16 protein-coding genes and 1 tRNA gene are annotated in these 14,042 nt (G+C 63.1%); 10 read left to right on the forward strand and 7 right to left on the reverse strand.

Annotated features, from left to right (window positions below; genetic code table 11):
* The first annotated feature begins 172 nt into the window (after positions 1–172).
* The 8 genes from E2A64_RS12690 to E2A64_RS12725 all read left to right on the forward strand — a co-directional run bounded on the left by E2A64_RS12690 (position 173) and on the right by E2A64_RS12725 (position 7,440).
* Entirely contained in the window at positions 173–1,762 is a 1,590-nt protein-coding gene (locus E2A64_RS12690; protein WP_244598271.1) for a DegQ family serine endoprotease, read from the forward strand.
* Complete coding sequence (locus E2A64_RS12695; protein ID WP_133284840.1) at positions 1,762–3,069, forward strand: replication-associated recombination protein A; 1,308 nt, start codon at positions 1,762–1,764, stop codon at positions 3,067–3,069. Before E2A64_RS12690 ends, E2A64_RS12695 begins: the two co-directional genes overlap by 1 nt.
* An 87-nt stretch (positions 3,070–3,156) precedes the next feature.
* Positions 3,157–3,693 (forward strand): flavodoxin domain-containing protein, encoded by a 537-nt coding sequence (locus tag E2A64_RS12700; protein WP_133284841.1) that lies wholly within the window; start codon positions 3,157–3,159, stop codon positions 3,691–3,693.
* 196 nt (positions 3,694–3,889) lie between these two features.
* Positions 3,890–4,264 (forward strand): fluoride efflux transporter CrcB, encoded by a 375-nt coding sequence (gene crcB / locus E2A64_RS12705; RefSeq protein ID WP_133284842.1) that lies wholly within the window; start codon positions 3,890–3,892, stop codon positions 4,262–4,264.
* A gap of 13 nt (positions 4,265–4,277) precedes the next feature.
* Positions 4,278–5,261 carry an RluA family pseudouridine synthase gene (locus E2A64_RS12710; RefSeq protein ID WP_133284843.1) on the forward strand — a complete coding sequence of 328 codons (984 nt, stop codon included), beginning with the start codon at positions 4,278–4,280 and terminating at the stop codon, positions 5,259–5,261.
* Positions 5,258–5,941, forward strand: coding sequence for an HAD-IA family hydrolase (locus E2A64_RS12715; protein WP_133284844.1), 684 nt, complete (start codon positions 5,258–5,260; stop codon positions 5,939–5,941). Before E2A64_RS12710 ends, E2A64_RS12715 begins: the two co-directional genes overlap by 4 nt.
* Positions 5,922–6,710 carry an ATP12 family chaperone protein gene (locus E2A64_RS12720; protein WP_133284845.1) on the forward strand — a complete coding sequence of 263 codons (789 nt, stop codon included), beginning with the start codon at positions 5,922–5,924 and terminating at the stop codon, positions 6,708–6,710. Before E2A64_RS12715 ends, E2A64_RS12720 begins: the two co-directional genes overlap by 20 nt.
* Before the next feature lie 76 nt (positions 6,711–6,786).
* Positions 6,787–7,440, forward strand: coding sequence for a hypothetical protein (locus E2A64_RS12725; protein ID WP_133284846.1), 654 nt, complete (start codon positions 6,787–6,789; stop codon positions 7,438–7,440).
* A gap of 61 nt (positions 7,441–7,501) precedes the next feature.
* Here the strand turns inward: E2A64_RS12725 and fghA are convergent, their stop codons facing one another.
* From fghA to E2A64_RS12740, 3 genes are all read right to left on the reverse strand, one after another.
* Positions 7,502–8,353 (reverse strand): S-formylglutathione hydrolase, encoded by an 852-nt coding sequence (gene fghA / locus E2A64_RS12730; protein ID WP_133284847.1) that lies wholly within the window; start codon positions 8,351–8,353, stop codon positions 7,502–7,504.
* A 2-nt stretch (positions 8,354–8,355) separates the two neighbouring features.
* Complete coding sequence (locus E2A64_RS12735) at positions 8,356–9,465, reverse strand: S-(hydroxymethyl)glutathione dehydrogenase/class III alcohol dehydrogenase (RefSeq protein WP_133284848.1); 1,110 nt, start codon at positions 9,463–9,465, stop codon at positions 8,356–8,358.
* Between the two features lie 101 nt (positions 9,466–9,566).
* Positions 9,567–9,950, reverse strand: coding sequence for a helix-turn-helix domain-containing protein (locus E2A64_RS12740; protein ID WP_133284849.1), 384 nt, complete (start codon positions 9,948–9,950; stop codon positions 9,567–9,569).
* Positions 9,951–10,171: 221 nt separating this feature from the next.
* On the opposite strand from E2A64_RS12740, the gene E2A64_RS12745 reads away from it, so the two are divergent.
* Entirely contained in the window at positions 10,172–10,804 is a 633-nt protein-coding gene (locus E2A64_RS12745; RefSeq protein WP_133284850.1) for a hypothetical protein, read from the forward strand.
* Between the two features lie 14 nt (positions 10,805–10,818).
* On the opposite strand, the gene lipB is transcribed toward E2A64_RS12745, so the two are convergent.
* A complete protein-coding gene (lipB, locus tag E2A64_RS12750; RefSeq protein ID WP_133284851.1) occupies positions 10,819–11,541 on the reverse strand; it encodes a lipoyl(octanoyl) transferase LipB in 723 nt (240 codons plus the stop codon).
* A 184-nt stretch (positions 11,542–11,725) separates the two neighbouring features.
* Positions 11,726–11,810 (reverse strand) — tRNA-Leu (locus tag E2A64_RS12755).
* A 214-nt stretch (positions 11,811–12,024) separates the two neighbouring features.
* Between E2A64_RS12755 and E2A64_RS12760 the strand changes: the two genes are divergently transcribed.
* A complete protein-coding gene (locus E2A64_RS12760; RefSeq protein WP_133284852.1) occupies positions 12,025–12,777 on the forward strand; it encodes an SDR family NAD(P)-dependent oxidoreductase in 753 nt (250 codons plus the stop codon).
* 81 nt (positions 12,778–12,858) lie between these two features.
* Here E2A64_RS12760 and E2A64_RS12765 read toward each other — a convergent pair whose 3' ends face one another.
* Together E2A64_RS12765 and E2A64_RS12770 are read right to left on the reverse strand one after the other, a co-directional pair.
* On the reverse strand, positions 12,859–13,470 hold the full coding sequence (locus E2A64_RS12765; protein WP_133284853.1) for a GNAT family N-acetyltransferase: 612 nt from the start codon (positions 13,468–13,470) through the stop codon (positions 12,859–12,861).
* Positions 13,467–13,883: a ketosteroid isomerase-related protein gene (locus E2A64_RS12770; RefSeq protein WP_133284854.1), complete on the reverse strand. Its 417-nt coding sequence runs from the start codon at positions 13,881–13,883 to the stop codon at positions 13,467–13,469. Before E2A64_RS12770 ends, E2A64_RS12765 begins: the two co-directional genes overlap by 4 nt.
* Between the last annotated feature and the right edge of the window lie 159 nt (positions 13,884–14,042).

Raw genomic sequence — 14,042 nt, forward strand, 5'->3', positions numbered from 1 at the left:
TCTTTGCGTGAAGCCCGCCGGATTTTCGGCGGGCTTTTTTGTTTTCGGCCATTCGTCGCCGATTTTGTCATCAGCCCCGAATCTGCCACGAAAACGGGGATAACCCTTTCCGCAGTGGACCCACGTTCCCATATTGCCGCTATTGCTGACCACCACATTTACGAGGATTGCCATGCTGCCGCGAAACACCATCCGTCACGCCGCCGCCATACTCACCGTCGCGCTCGTCATGGCGGCGACGGGCGAGGGGATCGGTGGGGCAGGACAGGCGCAAGCGCAGGATGCGCAGAAGAGTTTTACTGAGACGCTCGGCGAACTGTTTCGCGATACGCTCGGCGGCACTGAAGACGCCGGGTCTGCGGCACCGGAGGCGGAAGCGCCCGCACCGAAGGCCGAGGCACCTGTCCCGGCAGCTTCGCAGCCTGTCGATGTGTCTGCGAGGAAGGTGCCTGCGTCACGCTCCGAAATGGCGATGAGCTTTTCTCCGCTCGTCAAGCAGACGGCTCCGGCCGTGGTCAATGTTTATGCCGACCGCACCGTGACCAGCCGCAGCCCCTTTGACGGCGATCCCTTCTTCGAACAGTTCTTCGGCCGCTCGCTGCCCAATCGTACCCAGAAGCAGTCGTCGCTCGGCTCCGGCGTCATCGTGCAGGAATCGGGTATCGTGGTGACAAACAACCACGTCATCGCCGGTGCGGACGATATACGCGTGGCGCTTTCGGACGGGCGCGAATTCGAGAGCAAGGTTCTGCTCAAGGATGAGCGTTTCGATCTCGCCGTGCTGAAAATCAATTCCGACAGCCAGTTCCCGACCGTCGGGTTCGGCGATTCCGATGCCATGGAGGTCGGCGATCTGGTGCTTGCCATCGGCAACCCGTTCGGCGTCGGCCAGACGGTGACGAGCGGCATCGTTTCCGCGCTCGCGCGCAACCGGATCGGGGTTTCGGATTTCGGCTTCTTCATCCAGACCGACGCGGCCATCAATCCCGGCAATTCGGGTGGCGCACTCATCGACATGCACGGAGATCTGATCGGCATCAATACGGCGATCTTCTCGCGATCCGGCGGCTCGAACGGTATCGGATTTGCGATCCCCGCCAATCTCGTCCGCGCCTTCGCGCTGACGGCCGAGAATGGCGGCGACCGTTTCGATCCGCCCTATATCGGCGCCTCCTTCCAGCCGGTGACCCCGGATATCGCCGAGGCACTCGGCATGCGCAACGCCACCGGCGCGCTCGTTGTCGAGGTCGACGAGGACGGACCGGCAGCGAAGGCGGGGCTTCACTCGGGCGACATCATCACCGGGTTCAACGGCCAGCCCGTCGAACATCCCGACGCGCTCGGCTACCGTCTCGCCACCGCCGCTGTCGGCGAGACTGTCGAACTGGCGGTCACCACCAATGGCGGGCAGGAGACGCTTTCGGTCAAGTTGATCAAGACGCCGGAAGACAGGATCGTGCGTCCGGTTCCGATCGGCGGCGACAGCCCGTTCGCCGGTATCTCGGTGCAGCCGCTGACGCCGGCCGATGCCTCGCAGCTCAAGATCCGCTCGGATATCCAGGGTCTCGTCATCACCGCGGTCGCCCAGCAGTCGCGGGCCGCCCAGTACGGTTTCCGTCCCGGGGACGTCATCACTTCGGTCGACGGCGTGGGCACGACGACGCCGGACGCGCTTCAGGACGCCGCTGACGAAGGCGGGTTCACGATCCGGTTCGAGCTCATCCGCAACGGACGGCTGATCCGCCAGATGTTCAACCGCTGATGGCCGATCTCTTCGCAGATCCCTCCGCCGCCGAAAAGGTCGCCCGGCCGCTTGCCGACCGGCTGCGCCCGAGGTCGCTCGCGGAGGTCAGCGGCCAGGATCATCTGACCGGTGCGGACGGCATCCTGACCCGGATGATCGCTTCAGGCAGTCTCGGTTCGATGATTTTCTGGGGGCCGCCCGGCACCGGCAAGACGACGGTCGCGCGGCTTCTGGCCGGTGAGACCGATCTCGCCTTCGAGCAGATATCGGCCATCTTCTCGGGCGTGGCGGATCTGAAGAAGGTCTTCGAAGCAGCACGGTCGCGCCGCATGGGCGGGCGCCAGACGCTGCTCTTCGTCGACGAGATCCATCGCTTCAACCGAGCGCAACAGGACAGCTTTCTTCCGGTCATGGAGGACGGCACGATCGTGCTGGTGGGAGCGACGACGGAAAATCCGTCATTCGAGCTCAATGCGGCCTTGCTGTCGCGTGCGCGCGTGCTCACCTTCAAGTCCCATGACGAGGATAGCCTCAACCGCCTTCTCGAGCGTGCGGAGGAGAACGAGGGCAGGGAATTGCCGCTCGACGAGGGCGCCCGGCAGACGCTTTTGCGCATGGCAGACGGCGATGGCCGTTCGGCGTTGACGCTCGCCGAGGAAGTATGGCGGGCGGCACGTGAGGGCGAGACCTTCGATACGGCGACGCTCGTCAGCGTCGTCCAGCGCCGCGCTCCGGTCTACGACAAGGGCCAGGACGGCCATTACAACCTCATCTCTGCCCTTCACAAGTCGGTCCGCGGGTCGGATCCCGATGCGGCGCTCTATTACCTGTGCCGGATGTTCGATGCGGGCGAGGATCCGCTCTTCATAGGTCGCCGGCTGGTGCGGATGGCATCCGAAGATATCGGGCTGGCGGATCCGCAGGCGCTCGTCATCGCGAATGCGGCCAAGGATGCCTACGACTATCTCGGCTCGCCCGAGGGGGAGCTGGCGCTTGCGCAGGCCTGCGTCTATCTCGCCTCGGCTCCCAAGTCGAATGCCGTCTATACGGCCTTCAAACAGGCCATGCGCGTGGCCAGGGAACACGGGTCGCTCCTGCCGCCCAAACACATCCTCAACGCGCCCACCAAGCTGATGAAGGGCGAGGGGTATGGTGAGGGATATCTCTATGATCACGACCAGCCCGACGCCTTCTCGGGCCAGGACTATTTTCCGGAGGCACTCGGGCGGCAGAATTTCTACGATCCGCCCGAGCGTGGATTCGAGCGCGATATCCGCAAGCGTCTTGAATTCTGGGCACGCCTGCGCCGGGAGCGCGGGCGCTAGATCCTCCTCCGGTTGATCTACCTCAAGGTATTCATTCAAGGTTGTGGCTAGCGTCCCTCCGACCCGTGTGGTGGATGGAGGAATGGCATGGCAGTTCTCGTGCTCTATGCAACCGTCGAGGGGCATTCCCGGAAGGTTGCGACGCATATCGCCGAACATCTGGAAGACAGACGCTACGTCGCCTTGCTGGGCGATGTGCGGGAGCCGGGCTTTACGGTGCCGGGAACCTTCGATGCAGTGTTCATCTGTGCCCCCGTCCATCTTGGCCGTTATCCCGAGCCGATCGCGCGGTTCATCGAGGACTGGAAGGACGCGCTGGTGCTGGTGCCGACGGGCTTCGTGTCGATCAGCCTGAGCATTCAGTCCGACAATCCGGAGGAGCGGGCCGCGGCACGGACGTTCCCCGAGAAGCTCTCGCGGCGCACCGGGTTCTACCCCTCGCATGTTCACCACGCCGCCGGTGCGCTCAAATATCTCGAATATGACTATTTCAAGCGACTGCTCATGCGGCAGATCGCCGGGAAGGAGGGCGGTCCGGTAGATGCGAGCCGAGATTACGAGTTTACCGACTGGGACGCATTGAACGGTTTCGTCGATGACGTGATCGCTGAAATCAGGGGCTGAGCCTCTCCTGGTTCCCCTCACGGGACTGCAACAGTTCGCCGCGCAGGGCGGCGGCGTCACCGCAGCTCCTCTTTCGCGGCAGATACCAATGGGCTAACACTGTGCAACCGCCGCCCCGGTGCCAGTGTGCATGCTCAGCTGCCTGCCGAGCTTTCAGCCGCCGGACGAGGAGCGTTTCGAGCACTGAAGGGAAATAATGTACTCTTATCTTCTCATATTCGCCGGGGGCGGTCTCGGCGCAGTTTGCCGATTCGCAGCCACATCTCTGGTCGGGCGGTCTCTGGGAACGAAATTCCCCTGGGGCACACTGTTCGTGAACGTGGCCGGTTCGCTGCTGATGGGACTGGTGATCGCCTGGCTCGCGCGGCGCTCCTCAGGCGATGCGGGATTGCGGCTTCTGCTGGCAACCGGCTTCCTCGGAGGCTTCACCACATTCTCCGCTTTCTCGCTGGATGCAGTCTCCCTGTATGAACGGGGTGCAATCTCCGCCGCGGCAGGCTATATCGCGGCCAGTGTAGCCGTTTCGATCCTGGCGCTCTTCGCGGGGCTGATGGTCGGACGGCAGTTCTGATCAGGAGAATACCGTGGCAGGCGTTGAAATGAAGGAGGTCGATGGCGACGAGGCGGGCATGCGTCTCGACCGCTGGTTCAAGTCGCACTTCCCGGGGCTGGGCTTCGGTGCCCTGCAGAAGCTCTTGAGAACCGGACAGATCCGTGTCGACGGTTCGCGCGCCAAATCCGATACGCGGCTGCAGCCCGGTCAGCAGGTGCGCATCCCACCGCTCGGCGTCGATGAAAAGGCTCCCGGTCCGCTTACCGGCAAGACCATTCGCAATCGCGAGGACGGCGATGTCCTCGAGGCGATGGTACTGCACGAGGATGACAAGGTGATTGTCTTCAACAAGCCCGCGGGGCTTGCGGTGCAGGGCGGTTCGGGGATTACCAGGTCGGTCGACAGCATGCTCGAAGCCTGGCGCAACAAGAAGGGCGAGAAGCCGCGCCTGGTTCATCGGCTTGACCGCGACACGGCGGGCGTTCTGGTCGTGGCGCGCACGCGCGGCGCCGCCCAGCACCTGACCGCAGCCTTCCGCGAGCGCGAGACCAAGAAAACCTACTGGTCGCTGGTCAAGGGCATCCCGCGCAAGCATGAGGGGCGCATCTCGACCTGGCTCGTCAAGGAAGCAACGCCCGACGGGGACCGGATGCGGATCGCGCAGCATGGCGAGAAGGGGGCCGATCACGCCATCTCCCATTACCGCGTCATCGAGACCGCAGGACAGCGCCTCAGCTGGCTCGAAATGGAGCCTTACACGGGCCGTACCCACCAGTTGCGCGTTCACGCGCTTCACCTGGGGACGCCGATCATCGGCGACCCGAAATATTTCGAGGACGATCCCAACTGGGAGTTCCCGGGCGGCGTGCAGAAGCGCCTTCACCTGCTGGCGCGCCGGATCGTCGTTCCCCACCCCAAGGGCGGCACGCTCGACGTCACGGCGCCGCTGCCGCCGCACATGGTCCAGAGCTGGAACCTGATCGGGTTCGACGAGGCGACCGGAAACGAAGAATGAAACTGATCCTATTCGACTGCGACGGAACGCTCGTCGACAGCCAGCACATCATCCATGCCTGCATGGCGAATGCCTTGAGGGATTTCGGATACGACGATCCGGGCGGCGAGACCGTCCGCTCGATCATCGGGCTGTCGCTCGATCGCGCGGTGGCACGGCTTCTCGCCCGTGACGTCGACGAGGAGGTCGACGCGATCGCGGCGCGCTACAAGGAACATTTCGTGGTCTACCGCTCCAATGGCGGGGCGATGGAAGCTATGTATGACGGGATGGAAGCGCTGGTGCGCACGCTGGCGGCTCAGCCCGAAACGATCCTGGGGGTTGTCACCGGCAAGTCCCGCCGTGGTCTCAAAACCATTCTGGGTCACTACGATCTGGAGCGGCTGTTCGTCACCACCCGGACCGCCGACGATTGCCCCTCCAAGCCCAATCCCGCGATGGTGCTCGAATGCTGCCGGGAGACCGGCTTCGATCCGGCGGACACGTTTGTGGTCGGCGACGCGGTGTTCGACATGGAAATGGCAAACAATGCCGGCGCCACCGCCGTCGGCGTTTCGTGGGGGTATGCGCCGCTCGATCATTTAAAACGGGCCGGCGCGCACCATATTGCACATAACGCCGAAGAGCTCGGCGATATCCTCGCATTCCAGGGAGCCAGCGATGCGCGACTTGCTCAGTGATCTCGAAGACGGCACGCCGCAGGAAAAGGACCCGGTGCGCCGCGCGCAGTCGGCCTTTCAGCGCGACATGCCGAAGCGCTTCTACAAGGACGTCACCGTGGGCGAGGCGCCCGACGGTTTCCTGATCCTGCTCGACGGGCGCGAGCTCAAGACCCCTTCGCGGGGCCTGTTTCATCTGCCCTCGCGCGATCTGGCGGACGCCGTGGCGGAAGAATGGGACGCCCAGACGACCCGCATCGATCCCGGCGCTATGCCGCTCACGCGCATTCTCAACACGGCACTCGATGGCGTCGTGCACGTCAAGGACGAGGTGCGTCAGGAGATCCTCGCATATGGAGGCACGGACCTGCTGTGCTATCGCGCGGATTCTCCCGAGGGGCTCGTCGCGGCGCAGAACAAGAAATGGAACCCCTTCCTCGCATGGATGGAGCAGACCCATGGTGCGCGCTTCCAGCTCGCCGAGGGCGTGATGCATGTCGAGCAGTCGGAGGAAACCAGATCGATCCTGGCCGGGCTCGTGGCCGCGCGCGACTCCGCAATCGTCCTGGCCGCACTGCATGTCGCGACAAGCCTGACAGGCTCGCTGGTCATGCCGCTTGCCATTCTCGAAGGCGCCGCGGAGCCGGACGAGGTCTGGTCCGCCACTCATGTGGACGAGGACTGGAACATCTCTCAATGGGGCGAAGACGCCGAAGCGACACGGCGCCGAAACGCCCGCAGGCATGAGTTCGACATGGCGTGTCTGGCCATGCGGTCGATCGCGCGCTGACGCGATTTAGTTTCCGCGCCAGGCGGAGAATCGGGCACACTTCGGCGCGTGCCATTCGCATTCGCCGGAGTAAGCCTTGAACCTGCACGAAACGATCGCTCGATTTTCGCTGAAGAGCATCTGCGCCGTTGTCTTTGCCTTTCTGCTCGCCTCCTGCAGCACCACGACCGAGCCGCGTTCCGTGGCGAACCCGTTTCGGGTGACCATCATATCGGTGGTGGTCAGCTCGGACTTCGGTGTCGATCCCGTTTTCGTCGCGCGGCTCGCTCCCGCCCTGAGAAATTCCGTCGGCGGGTCGGCGGGCAACATGACGCGTTTCGCCGAACTCAGGATTTTCGTCCGGTGGATCAGGCAGGGGATCTCCACGCTTGGGGCAACGACGGTTGCCTATGACATCGTTCTGACGGCAACGGATAACGGCCGCATGCTCTATTCCGAGCCGGTCCGCCTGAAGGTGGAAAACACCGAAGACCTGATCCCGGCGATGATCGAGGATGTGCGCCGGCTCACCGGAATTGCCGATCAGCCGCCGGTGCCGGTGAGCGTTCCCGTCCGTCCGGCCATCCGGCCTGCAAGACAAGATTTCATCGTCAACCCGACACCGCCACCCGTCAGCCTGGCACGCCGGGAAATGGCGCGCGAGGCGCGGGATGGCGACATCATTTCCGGAAACGAGCCTTGCGTCGTGTCCGTCGCAAACGATTGTACGGTCTTCGACGCGGCCGAATAGGGTTTTCCCGGCCGGACATGAAAAAGCCCGGTCTCGAGGCCGGGCTTTGCTCGTTTTCCGATCAGGCACCAAGCCGTTGGGCGTGCCAGTCGAGGTGGTCGTCCATGAAGGTGGAGATGAAATAGTAGGAGTGGTCGTAGCCCTCTTGCATCCGCAAGGTCAGCGGAATGCCGGCCGCTTTGCATGCGTCTTCGAGCAGCCACGGGCGAAGCCCGTCCTCCAGAAATCCATCGGCGGTGCCCTGGTCGACCAGAAGTTCGGGAAATGTCGCGCCGTCCTCGATCAAGGCGACCGCGTCATGAGCGCGCCAGGCGGCCTGGTCCTTGCCCAGATAGCGCGCGAAGGCGCCCTTGGACCAATCCGCGCTCGAGGGTTGGACAATCGGCGCGAAGGCCGAGCAGCTCTTGAAACGGTCGGGGTTGGCGAGCGCAAATGTCAGCGCGCCGTGGCCGCCCATGGAGTGACCGAAGACACTTTGCCGCGACATGTCGGCCGGGAAGTGCTTGCCGATCAGCACCGGCAGTTCCTCGAGAATGTGCGTCTTCATGTTGTAGTTGACGTTCCACGGCTCTTCCGTGGCGTCGAGATAGAAGCCCGCGCCCTTGCCGAACTGCCAGTTGGTGGCGTCGTCGGGCACCTGGTCGCCACGCGGGCTGGTATCGGGGCAGACGACGATCAGCCCTAGTTCGGCGGCGCGCTTGCGATATTCGCCCTTGTCCATGACGTTCTGGTGGGTGCAGGTGAGCCCCGACAGATACCACAGAACCGGGCAGGGGCGTTCCAGTGCCTGCGGCGGCACGAAGACCGCGAAGGTCATCTCGCAGGCACAGGCGTCCGAATAGGTCGTGTAGACGCCCTGCATCCCGCCATGGGCCTTGGCGGTGGACACCACCTTGAGCGTATTGTCAGCCATCCTCAGTAGACCACCACGCCGCGGATGCTCTTGCCCGCATGCATCAGGTCGAACCCTTCATTGATGCGTTCGAGCGGCATCGTATGGGTGATCATCGGATCGATCTCGATCAGACCCTGCATGTACCAGTCGACAATCTTCGGAACGTCCGTGCGGCCGCGGGCACCGCCGAATGCCGAACCGCGCCAGGATCGGCCGGTGACCAGCTGGAAGGGGCGGGTGGAGATTTCCTGGCCTGCGCCGGCGACGCCGATGACGATGGATTCGCCCCAGCCCTTGTGGGCGCATTCGAGCGCCTGGCGCATCACCTTGACGTTGCCGATGCATTCGAAGGAGTAATCCGCGCCGCCCTTGGTGAGATCGACGAGGTAGGGAACCAGATCACCCTCGACTTCGCTTGGGTTGACGAAATGGGTCATGCCGAAACGCTCGCCCCATTCCTTCTTGTCGTTGTTGAGATCCACGCCGACGATCATCTCCGCGCCGATCATGCGCAGGCCCTGGATGACGTTGAGACCGATGCCGCCGAGACCGAAGACGACCGCGCGGCAGCCCGGCTCGGCCTTTGCCGTGTTGATGACAGCGCCGATGCCGGTGGTGACACCGCAGCCGATGTAGCAGACCTTGTCGAAGGGCGCTTCGGGATGGATCTTCGCAAGCGCGATTTCCGGCAGGACCGTGAAGTTCGCGAATGTCGAGGTGCCCATGTAGTGGAAGATCGGCTTGCCGCCGATCGAAAAGCGCGAGGAGCCGTCCGGCATCACGCCCTGGCCCTGGGTCGTGCGGATCGACTGGCAAAGGTTGGTCTTGGGGTTGAGGCAGTATTCGCACTCACGGCATTCCGGGGTGTAGAGCGGAATGACGTGGTCGCCCTTCTTCAGCGACGTCACACCCGGTCCGACATCCACGACGACGCCCGCGCCCTCATGGCCGAGAATAGCCGGGAAAATGCCTTCCGGATCGGCGCCCGACAGCGTGAATTCGTCGGTGTGGCAGATCCCCGTCGCCTTGATTTCGACGAGGACCTCGCCGGCACGCGGGCCTTCAAGATGAACGGTTTCGATCTCGAGCGGTTTGCCGGCCTGATAGGCCACGGCTGCGCGTACATCCATAGGTGTCATCCTCGCGGGGTGTCGTTATGATTTGCTTCCCGGCGACTTTGTCACGCGCCGGTTCGTGGCTCAAGCAACCTGCCGGTGCTAAATCGTGCGGCTCAATTGCTGGAGGCGCGCAGAAGCGTGTCGATGCGATCGCGCAGCGCCGCGATGCCGTTGGTCACTTCGTTGTTCAGATCGACAAGGCGATCGAGTTCTCCGGACAGTTCCGCCAGCCCGGCGGAAACGATGCTCTGGTCCGGACCTTCGCCGGCGCCCGATATCAGCCAGGCGGGCGTGACCGACAGCACGCCGGCCAGCATCATCAGCTTGTTGGCACGCGGTTCGGATCGATCGTTTTCCCATTCGGTGAAAGTGTCGAGCGTAACGCCGAGACGTGCGGCGGCATCCTCGATGGTCATGCCACACATGTCGCGGGCCTTGAAAATGCGGCCTCCGAGCGTGTCTTCATCGAGAGCGGTCATGTCCATCGACTGAATCATTAGCGGAACCTTTTTGAGTTGCTTTCGTTATCGGGAGGAGTAGCGCGGATTGAACACCCCGCAGTTCGATCTTGCCCTGATTGGCTTGTTATATAGCGGGGCAGGGCATGATTGACACCCCCGGTTGTCCTCCGCGTGACAGTTCCGAGCTGACGAAACGTTGAATTCATGAGGTGCATGGCCCATCGCGGCGCACCGATATGGTGAAGCGGGAGTGTGTTATGAGTGAACTGCGCTTGTTCTATCCAGCCTGTCTCATGATCGAGAAACCAGAGATAACGGCGGGCGACGTGGACCTGCTTAATCGCAGGCCGCGCGCCCATGATCCGTCGGGGCGGGAGGATTTCACCCTGCTTCTGGCCATTCACCATGCCGGCTCGCGCAAATGCGTTGAATGGGAGCCATTCTTCATCGACCAGGCCGTGGGCGAGATCATTTCGAAAGTGGCTTGTCTCGGCACGGATGCTGCGCTGGTCGATTGGGTGCGTCACTCGTTCTGCCGCAATGGGGTCATCGCCAGCCGCGCGGAATTCGAGGCGATCGTGCGGGTGGTCCAGACATTGCGCTATCTCTGCCCGGATCTCGCCTCCTTCGCGCTCGAACAGGTCCTCATTGCGACAACCGAGCAAGACGGGCCGCTCGCCGTTCACCGCAAGTATCCCAAACCGTCGATCGCGCCCGACAATCTGGTATTCGTCAACCGGATCCTGACGGCGCTCGGCAGCGAGAAAACGCTCGATGTCCTGGAAGCCGAGAGGCTCTTCGATGCTCAGCGCAAGCGACAGCATTCGGGTGGTGCGCCGTTCGACGAGCTGGTATCGCGGCTGACCTCCGGCGGTCGGATCGCCGCCTGAGAAAACGAGACAGGCTAGGTTCTGATGTTTTCCGTCGGTCCGAAAATCCGCTCGAACACGGTGCGCAGGCGAATGTCCACATCCGCCATCGAGACGGGCAACCCGAGGTCGACGAGGCTGGTGACGCCGTGATTGGCGATGCCGCAAGGTACGATGCCGCTGAAATGGTCCAGATCCGGCTCCACGTTGATGGCTATGCCGTGATAGCTCACCCACTTGCGCAGGCGCACGCCGATGGCTGCGATCTTGTCCTCGGCGATGGCGCCCGAGGCCTCACGGGGCTTCTCCGGGCGCTGTACCCAGACGCCGACGCGATCTTCGCGGCGTTCGCCCTTCACGTTCATTTCAGCCAGCGTGCCTATCGCCAGTTCCTCGAGCGCAGCCACCAGCGCCCGCACGTCACGGGTGCGGCGTCTGAGGTCGAGCATGACGTAGACCACGCGCTGGCCGGGCCCGTGATAGGTGTATTCGCCGCCGCGTCCCGTCCGGAACACCGGGAAACGTTCCGGCGCGAGAAGATCCCGGTCTTCGGCGCTGGTGCCAGCGGTGTAGAGCGGCGGGTGTTCGACCAGCCAGACGAGCTCGCGAGCCTCGCCGGCGGCGATCATCGCGACACGCTCTTCCATGAAGGCGACGGCAACGTCGTAATCGGTCAGCCCGTCGGAGATCTTCCACTCGACGGGCGGCGTGTCCTCGTCGGCGAAAAAGGTGGTCGGAAGTTCTGCGCGTTCAAGCATGAGGGCTCTCTACGCCGTTCCCCCGGAGAAGGCAATTCGCAGGCTGCTGTCGGTTGTCCGCTACGCATTCACAGCCGGAATGAGAGGATTGAGGTCGCGGGATGGCGCCTTGCGCCCCGGATAGCCGCAGCCTGAAAGCAAAAAAGCGCCTTGCGGCGCTCTTCAAGCTCTCTCAGGGAGAGAATGGTGCGGTCGAGAAGACTCGAACTTCCACGGGTTGCCCCACAGCGACCTCAACGCTGCGCGTCTACCAATTCCGCCACGACCGCCCGTGGTAGAAGCCGGAACCGGTCCGGCGGGGCTGCATGTAGCAAAAGGATCTGGAGGTAGCAAGCGGTAAGGTGACAAATTTGCGCGCGATCGCGCAAAGGCCTGTGTGTGAACGTCTGCAACAGCCGCAAACGCCGGCTTTGCCCCTTGTCTTCGGGCGGCTTGCCCTGTTTTCTGGTCGCCCGAATTCGGGCAAGCCTTTGGGGAGGAACCATGAAACGAGCCAGTTATCCGAGCCTCGAGGGCCGCACGGTGTTCATTTCCGGCGGCGCATCGGGAATCGGCGCGGAGATGGTCCGGGCCTTCGCCGCCCAGGGCTCGCGCGTCGGTTTCTTCGATTTCGACGACAAGGCGGGACAGGCGCTCGAAGCCGAAGTCCAGGGAGATGTCGCATTCGGGTTCTGCGACCTGCGCGATATCGAAGCGCTGCAGGATGCCTTCACGGCGATGGCCGGACGGCTCGGTCCGGCGACGGTTCTCGTCAACAACGCCGCTCGCGACGATCGCCATGACTGGCGCAAGGTGACGCCGGATTACTGGGACGAGCGAATGGCCACCAATCTGCGCCACATGTTCTTCGCCATCCAGGCGGTGGCGCCGGGCATGATCGAGGCGGGTGGCGGATCGATCATCAACATGGGATCGAGTTCCTGGTGGGAGGCGGGTGGCGAAATGCCGGCCTATACGACCGGCAAGGCAGCCGTGCACGGGCTTACCCGCACAATGGCGCGAGATCTCGGCGAGCATCGGATCCGCGTCAATGCGATCGTCCCTGGCTGGGTCATGACCGAGCGCCAGAAGGAGCTCTGGGTGACGGATGAGGCAATCGCCGGGCGGCGCGCCAAGCAATGCCTGCCGGACCTGATCGACCCCGTTTACGTGGCCAATATGGCGTTGTTCCTCGCTTCCGACGATTCGGCCATGTGTACCGCGTCCGATTTCCGCATTGAGGCCGGTTCTATCTAGCTGTATCAATGATTTGCGAAGGTTTTCTCACGCAGCGAATCGTGGCGTTGACGAACTGATTCAAGCGGTTCAGGCGATGATTCAGGTCTGTCGGATCCGCTTCATCCAGAATTGCATCTGCTTTTCGCTTTCCGCCGTGTCTCCCACATCGATCCATGAAAATCCGGTGACGAGACCGTCGGCCGGGGCATAGCCGCGCTTGCGCCAGAAACTGTCGAGCGGGCTGTAGTCCTTCGGTCGACGAGGATGGGCCTCGGGGCGCATGACCGCGCAGAAAGTGCATATCGTCCTGCCTGCCGCAATTGCCGCGGCCTCGCGGTGATCGAAGAAGGCGTGGCCGATGCCGTGGCCGCGATAGGCGGGCAGGAGCACCGATTCGCCGAAATAGAAGATCTCCGACGGATCGTGCCCGGCGTCTGCGAAGGGGGTGCGGAATTCGTCCTTCTGGCTCTGCATCGGTGCGCCGGTGGCCGCGCCGACGATCCGGCCGCCGTCAAAGGCTGCCACCAGCGCGGCGCCGTCGCTGGCCGCGAACTCCTCCAGATAGCCGCGCTCATAGTCGAGGCTGCCTTCGTAGAGATAGGGATAGGCGCGGAACACCTCGATGCGCAGCCGGGCCAGATCGTCGAGCGCCGCCTCTCGCTCCGTCCCGGTGAGGGGGCGGACGACGATGGGATGGCCGGTCTCGCTCATTCTGCGTTTTCGACCTGCGCGATCCAGTCCTTGAGATTGTAGTAGGTGGTGACGCGGCTGATCTTGCCATCGTCGATCTCGAAGAAGGTGCCGGCGGGCAGGCTGTAGGTCTGGCCGTCCGCCGGGGGCAATCCTTCGTCGGTGGCGAGATATTCGCCGCGGACGGTGAATTCCGCAGCCGCCCGATTGCCGTCCTCGGAAACCATGATCACCATGTCGCTCAGCTGCTCACGGTAGCTGCGCTCCATGTGGATCGAGAATTCCTTGAAACTGGCCAGGCCGATGCGTCTTTCGCCCTGGTTGACGTCGTGGGCGACGTCTTCGTGCAGGCAGGCGAGCATGCCCTCGATCGAGTGATCGTTGAAGGCGGCGAAGTAGCGTTCGATGAGATCGCGGGTGGCTTCTTTGGACATGGTGGCTCCAGGCAAAACTGATGAGATCATGACTAACGGAAAGCGCAATGCGCGATCAAGTTCCCGGCGCTCCGCAATGGCGGGCAAACACACAGGCTTTTTGGCCGAAAACCTTGTCATTCAATTGCATTCCCCCATCCTTTGTGACCAATTGCGCAT

The organism is Pseudohoeflea suaedae, assembly GCF_004354915.1.
GTDB classification, from domain to species: domain Bacteria; phylum Pseudomonadota; class Alphaproteobacteria; order Rhizobiales; family Rhizobiaceae; genus Pseudohoeflea; species Pseudohoeflea suaedae.

What these genes read in the sequence shown, in the direction of transcription:
- crcB (WP_133284842.1), top strand. Translation starts at nt 3,890, where the DNA reads ATGTACTCTTATCTTCTCATATTCGCCGGGGGCGGTCTCGGCGCAGTT.
- lipB (WP_133284851.1), bottom strand. Translation starts at nt 11,541, where the DNA reads ATGCTTGAACGCGCAGAACTTCCGACCACCTTTTTCGCCGACGAGGAC.
- E2A64_RS12765 (WP_133284853.1), bottom strand. Translation starts at nt 13,470, where the DNA reads ATGAGCGAGACCGGCCATCCCATCGTCGTCCGCCCCCTCACCGGGACG.
- E2A64_RS12740 (WP_133284849.1), bottom strand. Translation starts at nt 9,950, where the DNA reads ATGATTCAGTCGATGGACATGACCGCTCTCGATGAAGACACGCTCGGA.
- E2A64_RS12745 (WP_133284850.1), top strand. Translation starts at nt 10,172, where the DNA reads ATGAGTGAACTGCGCTTGTTCTATCCAGCCTGTCTCATGATCGAGAAA.
- E2A64_RS12735 (WP_133284848.1), bottom strand. Translation starts at nt 9,465, where the DNA reads ATGGATGTACGCGCAGCCGTGGCCTATCAGGCCGGCAAACCGCTCGAG.
- E2A64_RS12700 (WP_133284841.1), top strand. Translation starts at nt 3,157, where the DNA reads ATGGCAGTTCTCGTGCTCTATGCAACCGTCGAGGGGCATTCCCGGAAG.
- E2A64_RS12770 (WP_133284854.1), bottom strand. Translation starts at nt 13,883, where the DNA reads ATGTCCAAAGAAGCCACCCGCGATCTCATCGAACGCTACTTCGCCGCC.
- fghA (WP_133284847.1), bottom strand. Translation starts at nt 8,353, where the DNA reads ATGGCTGACAATACGCTCAAGGTGGTGTCCACCGCCAAGGCCCATGGC.
- E2A64_RS12695 (WP_133284840.1), top strand. Translation starts at nt 1,762, where the DNA reads ATGGCCGATCTCTTCGCAGATCCCTCCGCCGCCGAAAAGGTCGCCCGG.
- E2A64_RS12715 (WP_133284844.1), top strand. Translation starts at nt 5,258, where the DNA reads ATGAAACTGATCCTATTCGACTGCGACGGAACGCTCGTCGACAGCCAG.
- E2A64_RS12690 (WP_244598271.1), top strand. Translation starts at nt 173, where the DNA reads ATGCTGCCGCGAAACACCATCCGTCACGCCGCCGCCATACTCACCGTC.
- E2A64_RS12760 (WP_133284852.1), top strand. Translation starts at nt 12,025, where the DNA reads ATGAAACGAGCCAGTTATCCGAGCCTCGAGGGCCGCACGGTGTTCATT.
- E2A64_RS12720 (WP_133284845.1), top strand. Translation starts at nt 5,922, where the DNA reads ATGCGCGACTTGCTCAGTGATCTCGAAGACGGCACGCCGCAGGAAAAG.